This is a genomic window from Paracoccus aminovorans, assembly GCF_001546115.1.
GTDB classification, from domain to species: Bacteria; Pseudomonadota; Alphaproteobacteria; order Rhodobacterales; family Rhodobacteraceae; genus Paracoccus; species Paracoccus aminovorans_B.
On sequence record NZ_KQ955211.1, the window covers coordinates 1 to 23,237 of the forward strand.

Annotated in this window: 20 protein-coding genes; 8 read left to right on the forward strand and 12 right to left on the reverse strand. The window is 67.9% G+C overall.

Going from position 1 to position 23,237, the window contains the following annotated elements:
* Positions 1-11: 11 nt before the first annotated feature.
* Both ASV56_RS20290 and ASV56_RS20295 read right to left on the reverse strand, forming a co-directional pair.
* Positions 12-986, reverse strand: coding sequence for an HpcH/HpaI aldolase/citrate lyase family protein (locus ASV56_RS20290; protein WP_062563794.1), 975 nt, complete (start codon positions 984-986; stop codon positions 12-14).
* 109 nt (positions 987-1,095) lie between these two features.
* Positions 1,096-1,749 carry a response regulator transcription factor gene (locus tag ASV56_RS20295; RefSeq protein ID WP_062564053.1) on the reverse strand — a complete coding sequence of 218 codons (654 nt, stop codon included), beginning with the start codon at positions 1,747-1,749 and terminating at the stop codon, positions 1,096-1,098.
* A 175-nt stretch (positions 1,750-1,924) separates the two neighbouring features.
* Between ASV56_RS20295 and ASV56_RS20300 the strand changes: the two genes are divergently transcribed.
* The 7 genes from ASV56_RS20300 (at position 1,925) to ASV56_RS20330 (ending at position 11,857) form a co-directional block, all read left to right on the forward strand.
* A complete protein-coding gene (locus tag ASV56_RS20300; RefSeq protein WP_062563795.1) occupies positions 1,925-3,172 on the forward strand; it encodes an aminotransferase class V-fold PLP-dependent enzyme in 1,248 nt (415 codons plus the stop codon).
* A 26-nt stretch (positions 3,173-3,198) separates the two neighbouring features.
* Positions 3,199-4,395, forward strand: a complete 1,197-nt coding sequence (locus ASV56_RS20305; protein ID WP_062563796.1) for a malate--CoA ligase subunit beta — start codon at positions 3,199-3,201, stop codon at positions 4,393-4,395.
* The gene (gene sucD, locus ASV56_RS20310; protein ID WP_018001674.1) at positions 4,395-5,276 is read left to right on the forward strand and encodes a succinate--CoA ligase subunit alpha; all 882 of its coding nucleotides are present in this window, start codon (positions 4,395-4,397) and stop codon (positions 5,274-5,276) included. Before ASV56_RS20305 ends, sucD begins: the two co-directional genes overlap by 1 nt.
* Before the next feature lie 11 nt (positions 5,277-5,287).
* On the forward strand, positions 5,288-6,259 hold the full coding sequence (locus ASV56_RS20315; RefSeq protein ID WP_062563797.1) for a 2-hydroxyacid dehydrogenase: 972 nt from the start codon (positions 5,288-5,290) through the stop codon (positions 6,257-6,259).
* Positions 6,259-8,925, forward strand: coding sequence for a phosphoenolpyruvate carboxylase (locus ASV56_RS20320; RefSeq protein WP_062563798.1), 2,667 nt, complete (start codon positions 6,259-6,261; stop codon positions 8,923-8,925). The genes ASV56_RS20315 and ASV56_RS20320 overlap by 1 nt, the downstream gene beginning before the upstream one ends.
* Positions 8,926-8,937: 12 nt before the next feature.
* Positions 8,938-10,230: a serine hydroxymethyltransferase gene (gene glyA / locus ASV56_RS20325; RefSeq protein ID WP_062563799.1), complete on the forward strand. Its 1,293-nt coding sequence runs from the start codon at positions 8,938-8,940 to the stop codon at positions 10,228-10,230.
* 244 nt (positions 10,231-10,474) lie between these two features.
* Positions 10,475-11,857, forward strand: coding sequence for an ammonium transporter (locus ASV56_RS20330; protein WP_082724954.1), 1,383 nt, complete (start codon positions 10,475-10,477; stop codon positions 11,855-11,857).
* A 28-nt stretch (positions 11,858-11,885) separates the two neighbouring features.
* Here ASV56_RS20330 and ASV56_RS20335 read toward each other — a convergent pair whose 3' ends face one another.
* The 7 genes from ASV56_RS20335 to ASV56_RS20365 form a co-directional block, all read right to left on the reverse strand.
* Positions 11,886-12,530 (reverse strand): helix-turn-helix domain-containing protein, encoded by a 645-nt coding sequence (locus tag ASV56_RS20335; RefSeq protein WP_018001669.1) that lies wholly within the window; start codon positions 12,528-12,530, stop codon positions 11,886-11,888.
* A gap of 107 nt (positions 12,531-12,637) precedes the next feature.
* Positions 12,638-13,522 (reverse strand): formyltetrahydrofolate deformylase, encoded by an 885-nt coding sequence (purU, locus tag ASV56_RS20340; RefSeq protein ID WP_018001668.1) that lies wholly within the window; start codon positions 13,520-13,522, stop codon positions 12,638-12,640.
* A 127-nt stretch (positions 13,523-13,649) separates the two neighbouring features.
* Positions 13,650-14,531 carry a bifunctional methylenetetrahydrofolate dehydrogenase/methenyltetrahydrofolate cyclohydrolase FolD gene (gene folD, locus ASV56_RS20345; RefSeq protein WP_062563800.1) on the reverse strand — a complete coding sequence of 294 codons (882 nt, stop codon included), beginning with the start codon at positions 14,529-14,531 and terminating at the stop codon, positions 13,650-13,652.
* A complete protein-coding gene (locus ASV56_RS20350; protein WP_062563801.1) occupies positions 14,528-15,076 on the reverse strand; it encodes a sarcosine oxidase subunit gamma in 549 nt (182 codons plus the stop codon). The genes folD and ASV56_RS20350 overlap by 4 nt, the downstream gene beginning before the upstream one ends.
* A complete protein-coding gene (locus ASV56_RS20355; protein ID WP_062563802.1) occupies positions 15,069-17,999 on the reverse strand; it encodes a sarcosine oxidase subunit alpha family protein in 2,931 nt (976 codons plus the stop codon). The genes ASV56_RS20350 and ASV56_RS20355 overlap by 8 nt, the downstream gene beginning before the upstream one ends.
* Positions 17,996-18,289 (reverse strand): sarcosine oxidase subunit delta, encoded by a 294-nt coding sequence (locus tag ASV56_RS20360; RefSeq protein ID WP_062563803.1) that lies wholly within the window; start codon positions 18,287-18,289, stop codon positions 17,996-17,998. The genes ASV56_RS20355 and ASV56_RS20360 overlap by 4 nt, the downstream gene beginning before the upstream one ends.
* A gap of 10 nt (positions 18,290-18,299) precedes the next feature.
* Complete coding sequence (locus ASV56_RS20365; RefSeq protein ID WP_062563804.1) at positions 18,300-19,550, reverse strand: sarcosine oxidase subunit beta family protein; 1,251 nt, start codon at positions 19,548-19,550, stop codon at positions 18,300-18,302.
* A 128-nt stretch (positions 19,551-19,678) separates the two neighbouring features.
* On the opposite strand from ASV56_RS20365, the gene ASV56_RS20370 reads away from it, so the two are divergent.
* Positions 19,679-20,638, forward strand: a complete 960-nt coding sequence (locus ASV56_RS20370; protein ID WP_062563805.1) for a GlxA family transcriptional regulator — start codon at positions 19,679-19,681, stop codon at positions 20,636-20,638.
* Here the strand turns inward: ASV56_RS20370 and ASV56_RS20375 are convergent.
* The 3 genes from ASV56_RS20375 to ASV56_RS20385 are packed head-to-tail and all read right to left on the reverse strand — an operon-like array spanning position 20,635 to position 23,213.
* Positions 20,635-21,678, reverse strand: a complete 1,044-nt coding sequence (locus tag ASV56_RS20375; RefSeq protein ID WP_062563806.1) for a heme-dependent oxidative N-demethylase family protein — start codon at positions 21,676-21,678, stop codon at positions 20,635-20,637. The two genes, ASV56_RS20370 and ASV56_RS20375, sit on opposite strands and share 4 nt — an antisense overlap.
* Positions 21,679-21,687: 9 nt before the next feature.
* A complete protein-coding gene (locus ASV56_RS20380) occupies positions 21,688-22,617 on the reverse strand; it encodes a PDR/VanB family oxidoreductase (protein WP_062563807.1) in 930 nt (309 codons plus the stop codon).
* Positions 22,617-23,213: a dimethylamine monooxygenase subunit DmmA family protein gene (locus tag ASV56_RS20385; protein WP_062563808.1), complete on the reverse strand. Its 597-nt coding sequence runs from the start codon at positions 23,211-23,213 to the stop codon at positions 22,617-22,619. The genes ASV56_RS20380 and ASV56_RS20385 overlap by 1 nt, the downstream gene beginning before the upstream one ends.
* Between the last annotated feature and the right edge of the window lie 24 nt (positions 23,214-23,237).

Genomic DNA, 23,237 nt, shown 5'->3' on the forward strand with positions numbered 1-23,237 from the left:
CAGGCCGACGCTCACGCCGCGATCTGCCGGGCCTTGGCGACCAGCACCTCGGCCTGGCGGATCGAGGCATAGTCGATCAGCCGCCCGTCCAGCGAGACCGCGCCCTTGCCCTCGGCCTCGGCCCTGGCCATGGCGTCGAGGATGCGCTGCGCCCGGTCCACCTCGGCGGCCGAGGGGCTCATCACCTCGTTGGCCAGCGCGATCTGGCTGGGGTGGATGGCCCATTTGCCCTCGCAGCCCAGCACCGCGGCGCGATAGGCGGCCGCCTTGTAGCCGTCGGGATCCGAGAAATCGCCAAAGGGTCCGTCGACCGGCCGCAGCCCGTTGGCGCGCGCCGCGACCACCATGCGCGACAGCGCGTAATGCCACATGTCGCCCCAATGGATCTGGCGCGCGCCGTCGTCCAGCTTGTCGGTCAGCACCGCGTAATGCTCGTTCACGCCGCCGATGACGGTGGTGCGGGCGCGGGTCGAGGCGGCGTAATCGGCGACGCCGAAATGCAGGCTCTCGTTGCGCTTGGACGCCGCGGCGATCTCGTTGATGTTCTGCATGCCCAGGGCGGTCTCGATGATATGCTCGAAGCCGATGCGCTTTTTATAGCCCTTGGCATCCTCGATTTGCGTCACCAGCATGTCGACGGCATAGACGTCGGCGGCGGTGCCGACCTTGGGGATCATGATCAGGTCCAGCCGCTCGCCGGCCTGTTCGACCACGTCCACGACATCGCGATACATGTAATGCGTGTCGAGCCCGTTGATTCGCAGCGACATGGTTTTCTTGCCCCAATCGAGCTCGTTCAGGGCCTTGATGATGTTCTTGCGCGCCTGCGGTTTTTCGTCCGGCGCCACCGCGTCCTCGAGGTCCAGGAAGACGACGTCGGCGTCGGATTTCGCAGCCTTTTCAAACATGTTCGGCTGGCTGCCGGGCACGGCAAGCTCGCTGCGGTTCAGGCGGGCGGGCGCGGGTTCGATCGGGAAGAAACTCATGGCGGGATGCCTCCTTGGCGGGGGTAAAACTCGCGCAAAGGGAAAGAATATTTCTATTTACTGTCAAGAAATATAATTTCTGACAAAGCGAAAAGTTCTAGATCGCCGCTCAGCCGCCCGGTCGCGAGCCCTGCTGGGAATAGAAAAACGCGATGGCCTGGGAGCGGCTTTTCACCGACAGCTTGTCGTAAAGGTTCGATAGGTGGAACTTGACCGTATTGGGCGAGATGCCGAGTTCGCGCGCCATTTCGCGGTTGGTCAGGCCGCGGGCCAGCGCGGCCAGCATGTCGGTTTCGCGCCGCGACAGCGAGTGCAGCGGATTGCGTTGCAACTCGCGCACGTCCAGGAACGGGAACACCATCCGCCCGGCCGCCACCGCGATGCAGGTCTCGAGCAGGGTCTCGACCGGGCCGTTGCGCGAGACGAAGCCGGCGGCGCCGGCGCCCATGGCCGAGATATGGCCCTGGCTCGATTCGCGGGCATAGACGATGACGCGGGGCGCGGCCTCCTGTTCGCGCAGCTGCTCCATCAGCCGGGCGCCGCCCATCTCGGGCAGGTCCCAGTCGATGATTCCGACCCGGGCCGGCACCCGGCGGGTGGTGGCCAGGAAGCCCTCGGCCGTGGCCGAGGTGGCCAGCAGCGAAAAGCGCGCGTCGCGTTCGAACACCTCGGACATGGCGGACAGGACCAGCGGGTTGCTGTCGGCGAGAATCACCGAAATCGCCGTTTCCGCCCCGCGCACGGTGCGGATCGGCCTGTCCATGACCGCGCTTGCGCCTTGCGGCGGCAAATGCTGGGCCAATTCCTTCCTCCCATTCATTCGGGTAGGTTTTGCCCCACCCGAACGGATACCTCGATGCAACATAATCTTACGTTGTGGCAGCTGTCCAGAGCATGTTTCTTTCAATTCAACATTCTTGAACTGAAGGAAATTGCGCATGACTGACGCGACGATCTTTCCGCAGCTGGAAATCCCCGACACGCTGGCAGCCGGTCCGGGTCCGGGCAATACCGATCTGCGGGTGCTGCAACGATTTGCCAGTGCCGGCGTGGCCGACCACATGCAGGCCGATGTGCTGCGTGGCATGATCGAGGCCAAGCTGATGCTGCGCCAGGTCATGGGGACCCGGAACATCCACACCTTCGGCGTCGCCGGCACCGGCTGGAGCGGGCTCGACACGCTGTTCAGCGCGGTGATGCCGGGCGACAAGGTGGTGGCCTTCGTCAACGGCACCTTCTCGGGCATCGACGGGCTGACGCTGCGCATGAAGGCCGCCACGGCCGAGGAACTGGCCGCGGCGCCGCTGGACCCGAAACCGGCCTCGGTCGTGGTCGTCTCCGTGCCGCATGGCCAGTCGGTCACCGGCGAGATCGTCGAAAAGGCGCTGGCCGAGCACAAGCCGAAATGGGCCGCGATGGCGCATTGGGAAACCGGATCGGGCCGCATCAACGACATCCAGGGCTTTTCCGACGCCTGCGAGAAGCATGGCGCGATGGGCCTGGTGGATGCCGTGTCGTCGCTGGGGGTCGAGGATTTCTCGATCGACGATTACCCGGGCGTCGCCGGCTGGGCCTCGTGCCCGCAAAAAGGGATCTGCTGCCTGCCGCTGACCTATGCGCCGGTCAGCTTCACCGACCGCTATATCGACAGCCTGAAGAAATCCGGCGCCCGCACCTTCGTGCATCACCCGATCCTCGAGGCCCGGCACTGGGGCATCATCGACGGCAAGGACGTGGAAAAGGGCGCCTATCACCGCACCCACAGCGCCTATGCCGTCGCGGCCTTCCACGAGGCGCTGCGCATCCTGCTGCAGCAGAGCGTGGCCGGCCGGGCGCGCTCCTATGCCTTCCACGAGGCGGCGCTGCGCGATGCGGTGACGGCGATGGGCTGCAAGGTCACCTCGAACATGACCTCGCTGGTGGTGCTGAACCTGCCGCCGGCCTTGGCGGGCCGCGAGGCCGAGCTGGTGGCCTCCTGCCGTGCCAAGGGCTTCGGCATCTGGCCGACGCTTTCGGAACCCGTGCAGGTGCGCATCGGCATCCTGAACCTGCTGAACCAGCGCGCCATCACCGACATCGTCACCCGCTTTGCGGCGGCGCTGAACGACATGGGCGCCGGCATCGACACCGGCCCGGTGCTCGAGGGCCTGCAGCGTCACTACGATACGGCCGTCGCCGCCGAATAAGCGACACCCAGGGAGGGGAGAAGACGATGGATATCCACGAATACCAGGCCAAGGAACTGCTCAGCAAGTTCGGGGTGGGCATTCCCACCGGCGCGCTGGCCTATAGCCCGGAACAGGCGGCTTACCGGGCGCGCGAGATGGGCGGCGACCGCTGGGTCGTCAAGGCCCAGGTCCATGCCGGCGGCCGCGGCAAGGCCGGCGGGGTCAAGGTCTGCAGCAGCGACACCGAGATCCAGGACGTGACCGAGAACATGTTCGGCCAGAAGCTGGTGACGCATCAGACCGGGCCCGAGGGCAAGGGCATCTACCGCGTCTATGTCGAGGCCGCGGTGCCGATCCTGCGCGAGATCTATCTGGGCTTCGTGCTGGACCGCGCCAGCCAGCGCGTGATGATCGTCGCCTCGGGCGAGGGCGGCATGGAGATCGAGGAGATCTCGGCCGAGAAGCCCGACAGCATCGTCCGCGCCGCCATCGAGCCGGCGGTCGGCCTGCGCGAATTCCAGGCCCGCGAGATCGCCTTCGCGCTTGGCATCAAGCCCGGGCTGGTCCAGCAGATGGTGCGCACGCTGATGGGCTGCTACCGCGCCTTCCGCGACCTCGATGCGACCATGGTGGAAATCAACCCGCTGGTGGTGACCTCGGACGACCGCATCCTGGCGCTGGACGCCAAGATGACCTTCGACAACAACGCCCTGTTCCGCCATCCGCAGATCAGCGAGCTGCGCGACAAGTCGCAAGAGGATCCGCGCGAATCCCGCGCCGCCGACCGCGGCCTGTCCTATGTCGGGCTGGAAGGCAATATCGGCTGCATCGTGAACGGCGCCGGCCTGGCCATGGCGACGATGGACACCATCAAGCTGGCCGGCGGCGAGCCTGCGAACTTCCTCGACATCGGCGGCGGCGCCACGCCCGAACGGGTGGCCAAGGCGTTCCGGCTGGTGATGTCGGACAAGAACGTGCAGGCGATCCTGGTCAACATCTTCGCCGGCATCAACCGCTGCGACTGGGTGGCCGAGGGCGTCGTCAAGGCGCTGCGCGACGAGCCGGTGGATGTGCCGGTCGTGGTGCGCCTGGCCGGCACCAATGTCGAGGAAGGCCAGAAGATCCTGGCGCAAAGCGGGCTGCCGCTGATCCGCGCCACCACGCTGATGGAAGCCGCCGAACGCGCCGTCGCCGCATGGCGCGCCGATACCAAGCAGAACCCCAACCTGAGGGCCGTGTGATGAGCATTTTTCTGGATCGTGAAACCCGCGTCATCGTTCAGGGCATCACCGGCAAGATGGCCCGCTTCCATACCAGGGAGATGATCGACTACGGCACCAATGTCGTCGGCGGCGTCGTGCCCGGCAAGGGCGGCGAGACCTGCGAGGGCGTGCCGGTCTTCAACACCGTCAAGGAAGCGGTCGAGGCGACCGGCGCCCAGGCCTCGCTGGTCTTCGTGCCGCCGCCGGCCGCGGCCGACAGCATCATGGAAGCGGCCGATGCCGGCATCCAGTACTGCGTCTGCATCACCGACGGCATCCCGGCCCAGGACATGATCCGCGTCAAGCGCTACATGTACCGCTATCCGAAAGAGCGCCGGATGATCCTGACCGGCCCGAACTGCGCCGGCACCATCAGCCCCGGCAAGGCCATGCTGGGGATCATGCCGGGCCATATCTACATGCAGGGCCATGTCGGCATCATCGGCCGCTCGGGCACGCTGGGCTATGAGGCGGCGGCGCAGCTGAAAGAGCTGGGGCTGGGGGTCTCGACCTCGGTCGGCATCGGCGGCGACCCGATCAACGGCTCGTCCTTCCGCGACGTGCTGGAGCATTTCCAGAACGACGACGACACCCATGCCATCTGCCTGATCGGCGAGATCGGCGGGCCGCAGGAAGCCGAGGCCGCGGATTACATCCGCGAGCATGTGACGAAGCCGGTGGTGGCCTATATCGCCGGCCTGACCGCGCCCAAGGGCCGCACCATGGGCCATGCCGGCGCCATCATCTCGGCCTTCGGGGAAAGCGCCTCGGAAAAGGTGGAAATCCTGTCGGCGGCCGGCATCACCATGGCGGAAAACCCCGCCGTGATCGGGCAGACCATCGCCCGCGTCCTGCAGTAACGGAGGCAGACATGGCGAAACCTCGGGTTCTTGTCACGCGCCGCTGGCCCGCGGCGGTCGAGGCGCGGCTGGCGGAGGCGTTCGACGTCAGGTTGAACACCGCCGACAAGCCGCTCACGCCCGAGGATTTCCGGGCGGCGATGCGGGATTACGACGCGATCCTGCCCACCGTCACCGACAAGCTGGGCGCGCCCGCGCTGGACATCGACAAGCCGCAGGTGCGGATCCTGGCGAATTACGGCGTGGGCTACAGCCACATCGATCTCGACAGCGTCGGCCGGCACGGCATCGTCGTGACCAATACCCCGGACGTGCTCAGCGAATGCACCGCCGACCTGGCGATGACGCTGCTGCTGATGGTGGCGCGCCGCGCCGGCGAGGGCGAGCGCGAACTGCGCGCCGGGCAATGGACCGGCTGGCGGCCGACGCATCTGGTCGGCACCAAGGTTTCCGGCAAGACGCTGGGCATCATCGGCTATGGCCGCATCGGGCAGGAAATGGCCCGGCGCGCGCATCACGGCTTCGGCATGAAGATCCTGGCCTATAACCGCAGCCCGGTCGCGCCCGAGGTGCTGGCGCAATGCCAGGCCACCCAGGTCGCCAGCATCGACGAACTGCTGCCGCAATGCGATTTCGTCTCGCTGCATTGCCCGGGCGGCGCGGCGAACCGGCACCTGATCAACTCGCGCCGGCTGGGGCTGATGCGGCCCGACGCCTTCCTGATCAACACCGCGCGCGGCGAGGTGATCGACGAGATGGCGCTGTCGCATGCGCTGTGGTTCGAATCCATCGGCGGCGCCGCGCTGGACGTGTTCGACGGCGAGCCGAACATCAACCCGGCGCTGCGTGACAGCGACCGGCTGGTGATGCTGCCGCATCTGGGCAGCGCCACCCGCGAGGCGCGCGAGGCGATGGGCTTCCGCGTGCTCGACAACCTTGAAGATTTCTTCGCAGGACGCGCACCGCGCGACAGGGTGAACTGATGCAAAGCGGGGTTCAGCGGATCGGCAGCCTGCCCCCCGACGAAACCGAGGACGCCTATGGCGGGCGGCTGCGGGCCGAGTTGCGCGCGCTCTGGACCAATGTCATCGCCCGCCGCGCGCCCGGCATCCTGCCGCTGCTGTCGGGCGAGTCGGCCGAGCTGCCGCAGGACGGCGACGTGACCGTCTGCCTTCAGGCGCTGAACATCTGGTTCCAGCTGCTAAAGATCATCGACGAGAATGTCGCGACCCGCGCCCGCCGCATGGTCGAGACCGGCGACGGCCCGGCCGCGGTCAATGGCAGCTTCGCCCGCGTGCTGGCGCAAGGCCCGCAGCTGGCGCCCGAGACCTTCTGGCGCAATGTGCAGGGGCTTTGCGTCGGCCCGACGCTGACCGCGCATCCGACCGAGGCCAAGCGCGTCACCGTGCTGGAGATCCACCGCCGCATCTATCGCGCGCTGGTCACGCTGGAGACCGACCGCTGGACCCCGCGCGAAAGGGCCGATCTTTTCGCCGATCTCGAGGCCGAGATCGACCTGTTGTGGCTGACCGGCGAATTGCGTCGCCAGCGCCCGACGCCGCTCGACGAGATCGAATGGGGCCTGCAATTCTTTCGCGACAGCCTGTTCGACGCCGCCCCGAACGTCATGCGCCGCTTCCAGCAGGCCGCGGCGCAGGACCATGGCGCCGACCCCGCCGACCGGCCGGTGCCGCTGCTGCGCTTCCATTCCTGGATCGGCGGCGACCGCGACGGCAACCCGCATGTCACGACCGAGACCACCCGCACCGCGCTCGACCGCGGCCGCGCGGCGGCCCTGGACCGCTGCCGGCAGGGGCTGGAGCTGGCCGCGCGCCAGCTCAGCATCAGCAGCGCCATCGCGCATCTGCCCGGCCAGGCGCTTGGCCTACTGCAGGCGGTGATCGACGCCGCCCCGCCGCCCGAAGGGCAGCAGCACCGCAACCCCGGCGAGCTGTTCCGCCAGGCGATCAGCGCCATTGCCCGCCGCATCGAGGCCACCGCCTCGGGCAACGGTCCGGCCTATGCCCATATCCGCGACTATATCGCCGAGCTGCGCCGCGTCGAAACCGCGCTGGAGCTGATCGGGGCCGGCCAGCTGGCCGAACGGCTGGTGCGGCCCCTGCGCTGGCAGGCCGAGATCTTCGGCTTCCGCACCGTCACGCTGGACGTGCGGCAGAATTCCTCGGTCACGACGCGGGCGCTGGCCTCGCTCTGGGGCGAGGGCGCGCCGGACTACGGCACGCCGGAATGGTCGGCGCGGCTGCGGGCCGAGATCGTGCAGGACAGGCTGCCGAGTCCCCGGCGCGAGGCGCTGCCGGCCGAGACGGCCGAACTTCTGGACCTCCTGGACCTGATGCGCGTCACCCGCTTCGGCGCCGACCCGCTGGCCATCGGCCCGTTCATCCTGTCGATGACCCGCTCTTGCGACGACCTGCTGGGTGTGTTCCTGCTGGCGCGCTATGCCGGTTTCGGCCCGGAACGGCTGGACCTGCGCGTGGTGCCCTTGTTCGAGACCATCGGCGACCTGCGCGCCGCGCCGGCGATCCTGGACGAATTGCTGCGCGTGCCGCTGGCCCGGCGCAGCCTGGAAACCGAGGACCGCCGCATCGAGATCATGCTGGGCTATTCCGACAGCAACAAGGACGGCGGCTTCCTCTGCGCCAGCCGCGAGCTGGAAAAGGCGCAGCGCAGCATCGCGCGGGTGCTGGCCGGACACGGGCTGATGCCGGTGTTCTTCCACGGCCGCGGCGGCTCGGTCAGCCGCGGCCAGGCGCCGACCGAACGCGCCATCGCGGCCCAGCCCGCCGGCACGGTGAACGGCCGGTTGCGCACCACCGAACAGGGCGAGGTGGTGTCGTCGAAATACGCCAACCGCGGCACCGCGCAATACGAGCTGGAGCTCTTGGCCTCGTCGGTCATGGCGCAGTCGCTGGCGAGTGCGGTCGAGCCGGTGCGGCCCGAGTTCAACGACACGCTCGAGGCGCTGTCGGATCTGTCCTGCACCGCCTATCGCGGGCTGCTGCACCGGCCGGGCTTCATCGACTATTTCAACCAGTCGAGCCCCGTCGAGGAGCTGGCCATGCTCAAGATGGGCTCGCGCCCGGCCCGGCGCTTCGGCGCGCAAAGCCTCGACGACCTGCGGGCCATCCCCTGGGTCTTTGCCTGGTCGCAGAACCGCCACCTGATCTCGGGCTGGTATGGCTTCGGCTCGGCCATCGCCACCTTCCGCCGCTTCCACCGCGCCGAGGGCGACAAGCTGCTGCTGCGCATGGTCCGCGAATCGCGCGTGTTCCGGCTGATCGTGGACGAGACGGAAAAGTCGCTGTTCCATGCCGACATGGCGGTGGCGGCGAAATACCGGGCGCTGGTCGCCGACGACGGGGTGGGCGACGACATCTTCGGCCGCATCCGCCAGGAGTATGACGACAGCCGCGCGGCGGTGACCTTCCTGAACGGCGGCACCGAGATCGGCGCGCGCTTCCCGAACATGTCGGCGCGCTTCGGCCGGGTGCGCGCCGATCTGGACCGGGTGCATGACCTTCAGGTCGCGCTGCTGCGCAAGAATCGCGACCAGACCGGGCCAGGCCTGCCGGTCGCGCTGATGCAGACGATGAATTGCATTTCCGCCGCTCTGGGCTGGACTGGATAAGGAGCAGACAGCATGAACGAACAGACCCCTTCGGGCTTTTTCACCGAGCCGCTTTCGACGCGCGACCCTGCGATTTTCGGGGCGATCCGTCAGGAGCTTGGCCGGCAGCGCGACGAGATCGAGCTGATCGCGTCCGAGAACATCGTCTCGAAGGCGGTGCTCGAGGCGCAGGGCTCGGTCCTGACCAACAAATACGCCGAGGGCTACCCGGGCAAGCGCTATTACGGCGGCTGCCAATATGTCGACATCGTCGAGGACCTGGCGATCGAGCGCGCCAAGCAACTGTTCGACTGCGGCTTCGCCAATGTGCAGCCGAATTCGGGCAGCCAGATGAACCAGGCCGTGTTCCTGGCGCTGCTCAGCCCCGGCGACACCTTCATGGGGCTCGACCTCAATTCGGGCGGCCACCTGACGCATGGCTCGCCGGTCAACATGTCGGGCAAGTGGTTCAACGTCGTCAGCTACGGCGTGCGCCAGCAGGACCAGCTGCTGGACATGGAGGACGTGCGGAAAAAGGCGCATGAGCACAAGCCCAAGCTGATCGTCGCCGGCGGCACCGCTTACAGCCGCATCTGGGACTGGGCCGAGTTCCGCAAGATCGCCGACGAGGTCGGCGCCTACCTGATGGTCGACATGGCCCATATCGCGGGCCTGGTGGCGGGCGGCCAGCATCCCTCGCCCTTGCCGCATGCCCATGTCGTGACCACGACGACGCATAAATCCCTGCGCGGCCCGCGCGGCGGCATGGTGCTGACCAACGATGCCGAGATCGCGAAGAAGATCAACTCGGCGGTGTTCCCCGGCCTGCAGGGCGGCCCCTTGATGCATGTGATCGCGGCCAAGGCGGTGGCCTTCGGCGAGGCGCTGCGCCCGGGCTTTCGCGATTACGCGGCCCAGGTGGTGAAGAACGCGCAGGCCATGGCCGACGAGCTGATGAAGGGCGGCATCGACATCGTCTCGGGCGGCACCGACAACCACCTGTGCCTGGCCGATCTGCGTCCCAAGGGCGTGACCGGCAAGGCGACCGAGGCGGCGCTGGGTCGGGCGCATATCACCTGCAACAAGAACGGCGTGCCCTTCGACCCCGAGAAGCCCTTCGTGACCTCGGGCGTGCGCTTGGGCGCGCCGGCCGGCACCACGCGCGGCTTCGGCGAGGCGGAGTTCCGCCAGATCGCGCGCTGGATCGTCGAGGTGGTGGACGGGCTGGCCTCGAACGGCGAGGCCGGCAACGCCGAGGTCGAGGCCCGCGTCAAGGCCGAGGTCGAGGCGCTCTGCGCGAAATTCCCGCTGTACAAGGGCATGTGAGACATGGCGCGGGGGCGACCCCGCGGCTGCAGGACCGGCGCGGCGGCGGGGCAAATGAGCCCGGCCGCCGTTTGGCATTGGCGGGACCGCGTCAGCATTCTGGCGCGGGATCGGGCAGGCTGACCACGGGCGCGGCAATCCGGCGATCTTCTTTCCAGGATCGGAAATTTATCGCCAAGAAACTTTCCTTTGCGCTCCGCCCGCCCATCATGAACCCGTTCACCTTGCCATGATGGGTATCGCCATGAGATTGAAGAAAGCCCTGCCGGCCGGACTGGCCGCGGCCCTGCTGCCCGCCCTTGCCCAGGCGCAAGAGGCCGGACCCGCGCTCAGCGCCGGGGATACCGCCTTCGTCGCCACCTGCGCGCTGATCGTGATGCTGATGATGCTGCCCGGGCTCGGGCTGTTCTATGCCGGCATGGCGCGATCGAAGAACGTGCTTTCGGTGCTGACGCATATCTTCGCCTCGGTTGCGCTGATCGCGGTCTTGTGGATCGCCTTCGGCTATTCGCTGAGCTTCGCCGAAGGGCCGCTGAACGCGTTGATCGGCGGCACCTCGAAACTCTTCCTGTCGGGCGTCACCCAGGACAGCATGGTCGGCACGATTCCTGAATATCTCTATGTGCTCTTCATGCTGATGTTCGCGGCGATCACGCCGCCGATCATCGTCGGCGCCTTTGCCGAGCGGATGAAATTCGCCGCCGTGCTGATCTTCATGGCGGTCTGGCTGACCATCAACTATGTCCCCATGGCGCATATGGCCTGGGGCGGCGGCTGGGTCTTCGACATCGGCGTGCAGGATTTCGCCGGCGGCAATGTCGTGCACCTGAACGCGGGCATGGCGGCGCTGGTCTGCGCGCTGGTTGCCGGGCCGCGCCAGGGCTACGGCAGCACGATGATGGCGCCGCACAACATGACCATGACCTATACCGGCGGCGCCATGCTCTGGGTCGGCTGGCTTGCCTTCTGCGGCGGCTGCGCGCTGGCAGCGAACGGCTTTTCGGCGCTGGTGATGCTGAACACCATGCTGGGCGGTGCCGGCGGCGCGCTTGGCTGGATGGCGGCGGAATGGCTGCATCGCGGCCGGGCCAGCACCTTCGGCCTGCTCTCCGGCGCCATCGCCGGGCTGGTGGCGATCACCCCGGCCTGCGGCTTCGTCGGCCCGGCCGGCGCGGTGGCCGTGGGCTTCCTGACCGCCCCGGTCTGCGTCTTCGCCGTCGAGGTGGTCAAGCGCCGCTTCGGCTATGACGACAGTTTCGACGTGTTCGGCGTCCACGGCGTCGGCGCGGCGGTCGGCGGCGTGTTGACGGTGATCTTCGCCGCGCCGGTGCTGGGCGGCCTCGGCTACCCCGAGGGCCGCACGCTGATGACCCAGATGGTGCCGCAACTGGCGATCATGGGCTTTTCCATCCTCATCTCGCTGGTCACGACCTGGATCGCGCTGAAGGTCGCGGACGCCCTGGTCGGGCTGCGCGTCGACGAGGACGCCGAATTCGACGGGCTCGACACCGCCGAACATGGCGAGGTCGGCTATCGCCTGGGCGACGGCACCTATGCCGGCGCGGCCATCGCCGCGCAGCCGGGCAGCCCGGCCGCCGCGCCCGCCCTGGCACCGGCCCGCAGCTGATCCACCGGGCCGGGCGCGACGTCCGGCCCTATTTGCTTTGCGGGTAGGTGATGATCGACAGGTATTTCGCCGGCAGCTCGATCAACTCGATCGGCCCATGCGGCGCATCGGCGTCGAACAGCAGCGTATCGCCCGGCTCCAGCCGATAGACCTGCTCGCCATGGCGATAGCCGACGATGCCTTCCAGCATGTAGAGCAGCTCGATCCCCTCGTGCTGGAAGGTCGGAAAACGGTCGCTCTCGGTGGTCAGCACGATCATGTAGGGCTCGACCACCACGCCGGAATTGTTCGAGCCGATATGGCCCAGCAGGTGATACTGGTGCCCGGACCGGGTGCCGGCGCGCTCGATCTCGACGCCTTGCCCAGATTTCACATGCATGGCGCCGCGCGGCTCGGCATAGCCCTGGAACAGCTGGATCAGCGGCACCCGCAGGGCATTCGCCAGCGCCTGCAGGGTGCCCAGCGAGGACGAGATCACCCCGTTCTCGATCTTGGACAACATGCCGACCGACAGGCCGGTCTGCATCGCCAGATCGGCCCCGGTCATGCGCTGGCGCTTGCGCAGCTCGCGCACGGCGCGGCCGATGGCGACCTCGAGGTTGCGTTCGGAACTGTCGCGCAGGGCATGCGGGTCCTGCGACAGTTTCATCTGGCTGACCGATTTCCTGGCCATGTCGGCTCGGCTTCCTTTCCTCAGAGGAAAGAAGTCTGCTGAGGATTGCGACAGATTACAATCCTCGGCAGAGCCTTGGCCGTCGCCTGTGCCGGATTTGTCGCTTTTCACCCCATGCGCTCGGAGGCATAGGACCCCGGGGAGGGCGGGAAGACGACGGTCTTGTTGCCGTTGAGGAAGACGCGGCGGTGGATATGGGCGTGGATGGCGCGGGCCAGGACCTGGCTTTCGACGTCGCGGCCCAGCGAGACATAGTCGTCGGGCGACTGGGCATGGGTGACGCGGATGATGTCCTGCTCGATGATCGGGCCCTCGTCGAGATCCGCGGTCACGTAATGCGAGGTGGCGCCGATCAGCTTCACGCCGCGCTCGAAGGCCTGCTTGTAGGGATTGGCGCCCTTGAAGCTGGGCAGGAACGAGTGGTGGATGTTGATGATCCGCCCCGACATCGCCTTGCACATCTCGTCCGACAGGACCTGCATGTAGCGCGCCAGCACGATCAGCTCGGCGCCGGAATCGCGCACGATGCGCATCTGCTCGGCCTCGGCCTGCGGCTTGTTCTCCTTGGTGACCTTGATGCAGTGGAAGGGGATGTCGTGGTTCACCACCACCTTCTGATAGTCCATGTGGTTCGAGATCACCGCCACGATCTCGATCGGCAAGGCGCCGATGCGCCAGCGATACAGAAGGTCGTTCAGGCAATGGCCGAAGCGGCTGACCATGATCACGACCTTCATCTTCTCGGCCTCGTCATGGAAGGCCGAGACCATGCCGAAGGCCTTGGCGGTCTCGGCGAAATCGGCGCGCAGCTCCTCGAGGCCGACGCCCTCCTCGGACAGGAAGCTGACGCGCATGAAGAACTTGTCGTTCTCCATGTCGTCGAACTGGCTCGAGTCGGTGATGTTGCAGCCCTTCTCGGCAAGATAGCCCGAGATGGCGGCAACGATGCCCCGCGTCGTCGGGCAGGCTACGGTCAGGCAGTATTTGGTCATCGTGCTCTCCACTGTGCCCGGGCGGGGCCCGGCTTCTTTCTTGTGCAAATATCCCGGGGGAACGCGCCCGTGGCCCCACCCTGGGGCCGCGGGCGGGTGGGGGCAGAGCCCCCGGCCCCCGGCAATCTCAGCCGACCAGCTCGGGGTCGGGCAGCCCGTTCGCCCGGCAGCAGGCGGTCAGCGTATTGGCCAAGAGGCAGGCGATGGTCATCGGCCCGACGCCGCCCGGCACCGGGGTGATGGCGCCGGCGACCCGGGCCGCGCTGTCGAAGTCCACGTCGCCGACCAGCCGGGTGCGGCCGTCCTCCTCGATGCGGTTGATGCCGACGTCGATCACCGTGGCGCCGGGCTTGACCCAGTCGCCGGGGATCATCCGCGGCCGGCCGACGGCGGCGACCAGGATGTCGGCGCTGCGGCAGACCTCGGCCAGGTTCTTCGTGCGGCTATGCGCGATGGTGACGGTGCAGCTCTCGCCCAGCAAGAGCTGCGCCATCGGCTTGCCGACGATGTTCGAGCGCCCGACCACGACCGCGTTCAGCCCCGAGAGATCGCCCAGCCGGTCGCGCAGCATCAAGAGGCAGCCCAGGGGCGTGCAGGGCACCATGCTCTTCTGCCCGGTGCCCAGAAGGCCCACGTTCAGGATGTGGAAGCCGTCGACGTCCTTTGCCGGATCGATGGCGTTGATCACCGCCTCGGCATCCATATGCGCGGGCAGCGGCAGCTGCACCAGGATGCCATGCACCGCCGGGTCGGCGTTCAGTTTCTCGACCAGCGCCAGCAGCTCCGCCTGTCCGGTCTCGGCCGGCAGCTTGTGCTCCCAGGAGGCCATGCCGGCCTCGCGGGTCTGGATGCCCTTGTTCCGGACATAGACCTCCGAGGCCGGATCCTCGCCCACCAGCACCACCGCCAGCCCCGGCACGATCCCCCGCGCCGCAAGACCCGCAACCCCCGAGGCAACCCGCCCCCGCAAGCCCAAGGCAAACGCCTTCCCGTCAATGATGTTGCTCATGCCCGGATCTCCTGCTGTTCGGCGGCGTCGACGAGCGCGTGCCAGATGGTGCCGGCGGCCGAGCGCATGCCCAGCACCGCCAGCCGGTCCGCGGCGCGGCGGATGATGAAGATGCTCATGTGGTGAAAGCCGCAGCGGGTGGCCGAGCCGGAACCGAAGCGGGCCGGATCGACGTTCACCAGCTTTTCCATCAGCGCGACCAGCACCGGCTCGGGCGCGGTGATCTCGAAAGCGGCGAAACCGTCGGTCTGCTCGGTCACCGAGACGCCGGGGCCGGCGAGCCGGGCCGCGACATCCTGGCTGGCCTGGCCCGGGAACTCGACCATCCACTGGTCGGGTCCGGTCCAGAAGGCGGCGATGCCCTGGCCTTCGGCCCAGCCGCCGGGGCCGGGCAGCGTCAGGCCCAGGTCGGGGGCCGCGCCGCCCCGGCGCAGGGCCAGCGAGGCCAGGCCCAGCTCGGCGTTTTCGGTCAGGGTCACCGCGCCGATGGTGCGGCTTTGCGGCACGGCGGCGCCCAGGGCGCAGATCGGCGTCAGGTCAGTCACGGACGCGGCCTCCTTCGGGGTCAACGAAATGGGCCGAGACCACGCGAACGCGCACGGACTGGCCTTGCAGCGGGTTGGCGGCGACCACCACCTCGCCCTTGCGGCTGTCGCCATTCACCAGATAGCCCAGCCCGATGGCGCTGCCGACATGCGGCGAATAGCAGGCCGAGGTGATCCAGCCCTGGTCGTTCGCGGTATCCTGCGCCGCGCCTTCGGCAAAGAGATGCGCTCCTGCCATGACCGGATCGGCGGCGTTGACGGGCTGGAACCCGACCAGCACGCGCCGGTCGGCGACCATGCCCTCGCGCCGCGACAGCACCGCGCCGATCGAGTCCTTTTTGGTCGAGACCATCTTGCCCATGCCGAGCATCTGCGCCGTGGTCTGGCCGTTCAGCTCGTTGCCGGCGGCATGGCCCTTTTCGATGCGCAGCACGCCCAGCGTCTCGGTGCCATAGGGCGTGGCGCCCAGGTCGGCGCCGACCTGCAGCATGCGCGCCATCAGCGCATTGCCATAGCGTGCCGGCACCGCGATCTCATAGGCCAATTCGCCCGAGAAGCTGATGCGGAACAGCCGCGCCCGAAGGCCGCCGCAGACCGTCAGGTTGGCGCAGGCCATGAAGGGGAAGCCCTCGTTCGAGATGTCGAACCCGTCCACCACCCGCTCCAGCAGCTTGCGGGCATGCGGGCCGGCGACCGACATCTGCGCCCAGGCATCGGTGGTCGAGATCAGCTGCACGTCGAGTTCCGGCCACAGGCATTGCCGGCAGAACTCCATATGCTTGTAGATCGTGCCGGCGTTGGCCGTGGTCGTGGTCACGACATACTGGTCCTCGGCCAGCCGGGCGCAGGTGCCGTCGTCCCAGGCAAAGCCGTCCTCGCGCAGCATCAGGCCATAGCGGACCATGCCGACCTTGAGCGATTTCATCGCATTGGCATAGACCCGGTCCAGGAACTCGCCGGCGTCGGCGCCCTGCACGTCGACCTTGCCCAGCGTGGTCACGTCGCAGATGCCGACGCCCGCGCGGGTGGCCAGGACCTCACGGTCCACGGTCTGGCGCCACTCGGTCTCGCCCTTGCGGGGGAAATACTGCGCCCGCATCCATTGCCCGACCTCGACGAAGACCGCGCCCTGCGATTTCGCCCATTCATGCGTCGGCGTCAGCCGGCGCGGGCGGAAATGCGCGCCGGTGTCGCCGCCGCCCAGCACCGACATGGAAACCGGCGTATAGGGCGGGCGGAAGATCGTCGTGCCGGTCTGGTTGATCGACTGGCCCGTCAGTTCCGCCATCACCGCGATCGCGGTCACGTTCGAGGTCTTGCCCTGGTCGGTCGCCATGCCAAGCGTGGTCCAGCGCTTCAGGTGCTCGACCGGGCGCAGGTTTTCCACATAGGCCAACTTCACGTCCTTGACGGTCACGTCGTTCTGGAAATCGACCCAGGCGCGGCCCTTGCCGGGGACGTGCCACAGCGGCTTGAGGTTCAGTGCCTCGTCCTCGGCGCGGGGCAGGTCGGGCAGATGCGCGCTGATGCCGATGTCGGCCAGCGCGGCGACCGCCGCCTGCGCGCCCGAGGCCAGCGCCTGCGCGGTCGAGCCCTTGCCGGCGGCGGCGCCGGCGATGCTGAGGCCCGCGACATTGCCGTCCTCGGCCAGGAAGGCCTGCGCGGCTTCGTTCCAGACCGGCCGCCCGCGATGGTGCGAGGCGATGTGCAGGTTCGGGTTCCAGCCGCCCGAGACGCCGAGCGCGCCGCAGTCGATCCATTCCGCGCGGCCGTTCTGCGTCACCTCGACCTTGGCCAGGCCCAGCCGGCCCTTGCTGTCGGTGACCATGCCGCCGGCAATGGTCCGGTAGCTGCCGCGCGCGGGCGCGTCGGGGCGGCTGTCGACCACGGCGGCGATCTCGACCCCCTTGGCGGCCAGGTCGGCGGCGGTGCGGTGGCCGTCGTCGTTGTTGGTGAAGATCGCCACCCGCTTGGCCGGGCTGACCGCCCAGCGGTTGGCATAGGCCCGCATCGCGCCCGCCATCATCACCCCGGGCCGGTCGTTGTTGGCGAAGGGAATGTGACGCTCGGTCGCGCCGGCGGCCAGGATCGCGCGCTTGGCGGTGATGCGCCACAGCGATTGACGCACGCGCTTGCCGGGCGTCGGCAGGTGGTCCGAAACCCGCTCGACCGCGCCATAGATGCCGTGGTCGAAGGCGCCCCAGACCGTGGTGCGGCGCATGACGCGCAGGTTCGGCAGGCTGGCGAATTCGGCCTCGACCTCGGCGATCCATTCGGCCGCCGGCCGGTCCAGCGGCGCGCTTTCGGCAAGCAAGCGGCCGCCCAGGCGGAAGTCCTCGTCGGCCAGGATCACCCGTGCGCCGGTCCGCGCCGCGGTCAGCGCCGCCGCAAGCCCCGCCGCGCCGCCGCCGATGACCAAGAGGTCGCAATGCAGGAAGCCCGCGTCATAGCTGTCCGGGTCGGCCTGCATTGACAGGCTGCCCAGGCCCGCCGCGCGACGGATCATCGGCTCGTAGAGCTTTTCCCAGAACGCCTTGGGCCACATGAAGGTCTTGTAATAGAAGCCCGCCGCGAAGAAGGGCGACATCAGGTCGTTCACCGCCAGCAGGTCGAAGCCCAGCGAGCCGACATGGTTCTGGCTGCGGGCGTCCAGCCCCTCGAACAGCTCGGCCACGGTGGCGCGGGTGTTCGGCTCCTGCCGGTTGCCGGCGCGCAGCTCGACCAGCGCGTTCGGTTCCTCGGAGCCCGCGGTGAAGACGCCGCGCGGGCGGTGATACTTGAAGCCGCGGCCCATCAGCCGCACGTCGTTGGCAAGCAGGGCCGAGGCCAGCGTGTCGCCGGCATGGCCGGTGTAGGACTTGCCGTCGAAGGTGAAGTTCAGGCTGCGGTTGCGGTCGATCAGACCGCCGGAAAGACGGGTCATGCCGCACCGCCTTTCGCCATCGCCAGCTTCACGTCGCGGGCAAGCTCGGCGCCCAGGATCTCGTGCGTGACGGTGTTGCGGGTGACGACCAGCCAGCTGCGGTCGCCCTGTTCGTGGAACCACAGCTCGCGGTGGACGCCGGCCGGGTTGTCGCGCAGGTGCTGGTATTCATAGAAGCGCTGCGGCGCGTCGGCGGCCATGCCGTCGGGACGCTCCAGCAGGGTGGCATCGCCGAGGTACGAGAACTCTTCCGAGTCGCGCAGGCCAAGCAGGGGATGGGGGATCAGCATGTCATGGCCCTCAGTGCAGATTGGGCGTCGCGCCCATGCCTTTTTCGTCGATGGGATAGCCGCGCTCGAACCGGTCCAGCCGATAGGCCTTGGCGGTGTCGTGCGGCGTGTCGGTGGCCAGCAGATGCGCGAAGGTATAGCCCGAGGCCGGGGTGGCCTTGAAGCCGCCGTAGCACCAGCCGGCGTTCAGGTAGAGTCCCTCGACGGGCGTCTTGTCGATGATGGGCGAGCCGTCCATCGACATGTCCATGATGCCGCCCCAGACCCGCAGCAGCCGCGCCCGGCCGATGGCCGGCATCAGCGCCATGCCACCCTGGGCCACGTCCTCGATCACCGCCATGTTGCCGCGTTGGGCATAGGAGTTGTAGCCGTCGATGTCGCCGCCGAAGACCAGGCCGCCCTTGTCGGACTGGCTGACATAGAAATGCCCGGCGCCGAAGGTGATGACGCCGTCGATGGTGGGCTTCAACCCCTCGGAGACGAAGGCTTGCAACACGTGGCTTTCGATCGGCAGGCGCATGCCCGCCTGGGCCATGACCCGACCCGACGAGCCGGCCACCGCGACGCCGACCTTGTTCGCCGCGATATAGCCGCGCGAGGTCTCGACCCCGCGCAGCTTGCCGCCCTCGATGCGGAAGCCGGTGACTTCGCAGTTCTGGATCAGGTCGACGCCGGCCCGGTCGGCGCCGCGGGCATAGCCCCAGGCCACGCCGTCATGGCGCGCGGTCCCGGCCCGGCGCTGCAACAGCCCGCCCTTGATCGGGAAGCGGGCATTGTCGAAGTTCAGCCAGGGATACATGGCCCGCACGCCCTCGCGGTCCAGCAGTTCCGCATCGGCGCCGGCGAAGATCATGGCGTTGCCGCGGCGGCGGAAGGCGTCGCGCTGCGCATCGGTGTGGCACAGGTTCAGGATGCCGCGCTGGCTGACCATGGCGTTGAAGTTGAATTCCTGCTCGAGGTTCTCCCAGAGCTTCATCGAGAATTCATAGAACGGCTCGTTGCCCGGCAGCATGTAGTTCGAGCGGATGATGGTGGTGTTGCGCCCGATATTGCCCGAGCCCAGCCAGCTTTTCTCCAGGACCGCGATGCGGGCCTTCTTGAAGGTGTTGGCCAGGTAATAGGCCGTCGCCAGGCCATGCCCGCCGCCGCCCACGATGATATAGTCATACGCGGGCTGGGGATCGGGATTGCGCCAGATCGGCTTCCAGCCCTTATGGCCCGTCAGGGCCTCCTTGATGACGCGAAAACCCGAATATCTCACGGTGTCAGCACTCCGATTCGCCTTTCCTCACAGGAAAGATACGCGGGATTTTCGGCGTCATTTGTCTTGAACGGACAAAAAATTGCCTTTAGGGGACGGGGACAAAGTTTTTGTGACGCGAGGGCGGCATGGCCGAGGAAATGCTGCGAATCGGCTTCATCCTGACGCCGGAATATTCCCTGATGTCGCTGACCGCGGCGGTCGAGCCGCTGCGCGCGGCGAACCAGCTGGCGGGGCGCGCACTCTATCGCCCCAGCTATCATTCCGTCGCCGGCGGCTTTGCCGCGTCCACCTCGGGCGGCGGTTTCGCTACCGAGACCCTGCCCGATCCGGCGGCGCTGGACCTGGCGCTGGTCGTCGCCGGCGGCAACCCGCTGCGCTATGAGGATGCGGCGCTGGCGCGGGGGCTGCGGGCGCTGCAGAACCGCAAGGTCCGGCTGGGCGGGATTTCCGGCGGCGCGGCGATCCTGGCCCGGCTGGGGCTGATGGAGGGGCGCCGCTTCACCCTGCACTGGGCGCATATCGACGCCCTGGCCGAGCACCAGCCCGACCTGCTGATCGAGCGCGCGCTTTACGTCATCGACCGCGACCGCTTCACCTGCGCCGGCGGTGTCGCCGCGCTGGACATGATGTGTGCGCTGATCGCCCGCGACCACGGCGCACCCTTCGCCCGGCAGGTGGCCGAGTGGTTCATCCACCCCCGCGCCCGCAATGCCGACGAGCCGCAGCAATCCCCGGTCGCCGAGCGCTTCGACCTGCGCCACCCCATGCTGGCGCAGGCGGTGGACCTGATGTTCAGCCACCTGTCCGACCCGCTGACGCCCGAGCAGATCGCCGCCCAGGTCGGCTGCAGCCCGCGCCAGTTGCAGAGGTTGTTCAGCGATCAACTCGGTTCCTCGATGATGGAGTTCTATCGTGAGATGCGGCTGCGCAAGGCCGACGAGCTGGTGCAGCAGACGGCGCTGAGCATGCTGGACGTGGCGCTGGTCACAGGGTTCACCAGCGCCGCGCATTTCTCGCGGCTTTACGCGGCACGGTTCGGCATGCCGCCGGCACGGCGCCGGCAGGCGATGCGCAAGCGGCCCTAGTCCGGGTAGATGCCGGGCGAGGTGGGCGCGCCGTCGTCGAACTTCGACAGGTATTCGACGATCAGCGGCTTGTTGACCAGGAAGCCCTTGTAGGTCGCCAGGTCGTCCGGCACGTCGCGGATCACCCGATGCAACCGGCGGCCCCATTTCGGCACCTTCACGATGTCCTCGAGCGCGCAGAGATAGCAGCGGATCGGGAACACGATGGCGTTCGAGCGCGGCAGCCGGAAGAAGGTCTGCAGCTCGACGCGCAGATATTGCTTCTGGCCGACGTTTTCCGGGGTCAGCGTGCGCTTTTCCGGGCCCCATTCGGGATAGGTCTCGGGGCTGGTGTCCAGCCGCGGGTTCACGGTCATGGTCCAGTTCAGCCGCCGGGCCGGCGTGTCCTGCTGCACGTTCAGCAGGAACTTCAGCGCCCGCTGGAAGATGCCCATTTCCGCCGCGCGCGGCACCGGCGCGTGCCATTCGAAGAAGTTCATGCCGATGTCGAAATCCAGGCTCCAGTCGGCCTGCGACGTCACCATGCCCGCATCCATCCACAGGTTGTTCTCGCGCTGGTCCAGCAGCGCGAAATCGCCCTGGGTCTGGCGGGTGATGTATTCCATCGGCCCATAGGGCAGGCTGAGATCGTCCATGAAGGTGAAGCTGTCGTCGATGCCCAAGGGCTTGTTCACCCAGCGCCAGCGGTCGCCGTCGCGGTGCAGCTCGAACAGGTCCGGATAGTCCTCGGACTTGGCGGTCATGATCAGTTCCAGCAGATCCCAGCCCGCCAGCCGCATATGCGGCAGCGACTGGCAGCGGCCCGGGTCGCGCTGCAGCGTGATGGCGCGGTCCGCCATCTCGGCTACGTAATGCTCGTCCACGTCGAAGCGGCGCTGGAACACGCTGTGGTCGGGACCGGCGGCGCGATGCGGCTCCATGTTCACCGAATACATGTATTCGTCGCGGTCGAAGGGGAAGGGAAAGCGGCGGATCGCGGCGGGCGAGTTGTGATAGCTGTAGTCGCCGCGAAAGCTTTCCTTGTTGAAGGTGATGGTCATCGGAGCCTCCTATCGGTCGATGGTCAGCAGCCGGCCGCGGAAGCGCGACACGCAAGGCATGATCTTGCGGGCGCGTTCCTCGGGTTCCAGCCAGTGGTCGTGGTGTTCGATGGTGCCGTCGCAGGCCAGCACATCGGTTTCGCATTGCCCGCAGGCGCCGCCCCGGCACAGCCAGGGCGCGTCGATGCCGGCGTTTTCCAGCGCCTCCAGCAGGCTTTCATGGGCGCCGACGGTCAGGGTCTTGTGACTGCGCGCGCAATGCACCTCGAAGGGCTCGCCGGGGGCGGGGGCCAGGAATTCCTCGGAATGCAGCGCGTCGCGGGGCCAGCCGAGCGCCAGCGCAGAATCCAGCACCGTCGAGATCATCCGGTCCGAGGCGCAGACATACAGATGCGTGCCGAGCGGCTGCGCCGACAGCAGCGCGCCCAGGTCCATGCGCGAGCCTTCGGCGCTGACATGGACATGCACGCCCTCGGGCAGCAGGGGCAGGGCGGCCAGCTCGTCCCGCGCCCGCACGGCGTAATGCAGCTCATAGGGCAGGCCCAGCCGCCGCAGCTCGCGCACCTGCGCGAGGAAGGGCGTGATGCCGACGCCGCCGGCGATCAGCAGGTGCTTGCGGGCCTTGAGGTTCAGCGCGAACAGGTTCACCGGATTGCCGATATGCATCAGCATCCCCGGCTGCGCCTCGCGGTGCATGAACAGCGAGCCGCCGCGGCCCTGGTCCTCGCGCTGCACGGCGATTTCGTAGCCCGAGCCGTCCTCGGGGTCCGAGATCAGCGAATAGGCGTTGCGGCGCAGGATGTTGCCGTCCTGCATCTCGACCATGACATGGGCGCCGCCGGAAAACAGCGGCAGCGGGCCCCCGTCGGGGCGTTCGAAGCGAAAGCGGGTGATGCGGGGCGACAGCGTTTCGCGCGCGGTCAGGATCAGGGGTTGCATCAGCGGATCTCCACGGGTTCAGGCACCTCGCCGGGGGTTTCGGCGTCGATGCAGACGCCCTGGAAGGCGCCCAGCCGGCGCGAGAAATGGTCGCGCACGAACAGCGCCCGGCCGCAGCCGGGGCAGGTATAGGGGTCGGTCGTCACGCCCTCGGCGACGGTCTTGCAATGCACGCATTGCATGCGCCGCGCGGCGGTGCCGCGATGTTCGGACTGGATCGCGCCCAGTGGCAGGCCGGCATCCAGAAGCTGCGCCTGTGCCTGCGCGATCAGCCCTTCGGAGCCGGCGAGAAAGGCCTGCAAGCCCATCGCCGCGCCGTCCAGCGCGCACTCCAGCGCCGCCGGCAACTCGGCGGTCGCGCCAAGCGTGACAAGGTTTGCCGGGTTCAGCGCCCGCAGCGCGGGGGCCATGGAAAAGCCGTCCTGAAGATGCAGCAGCGTGGCCTTGGCCATCAGGTCGGGCGCCTTTTCGGCCAGCGCGACCAGCGCCGCCGCGCCGGCGTCGTCGGCGACCATCAGGGCGCTGCGACAGGGCCGCGGTTCCAGGGTCGCGTAAACCGGGCGGCTGGTGAAGGTTTGGGTCGGCGGCGAGCTCATTGCGGTGGTCCCTGGCAGATTTGG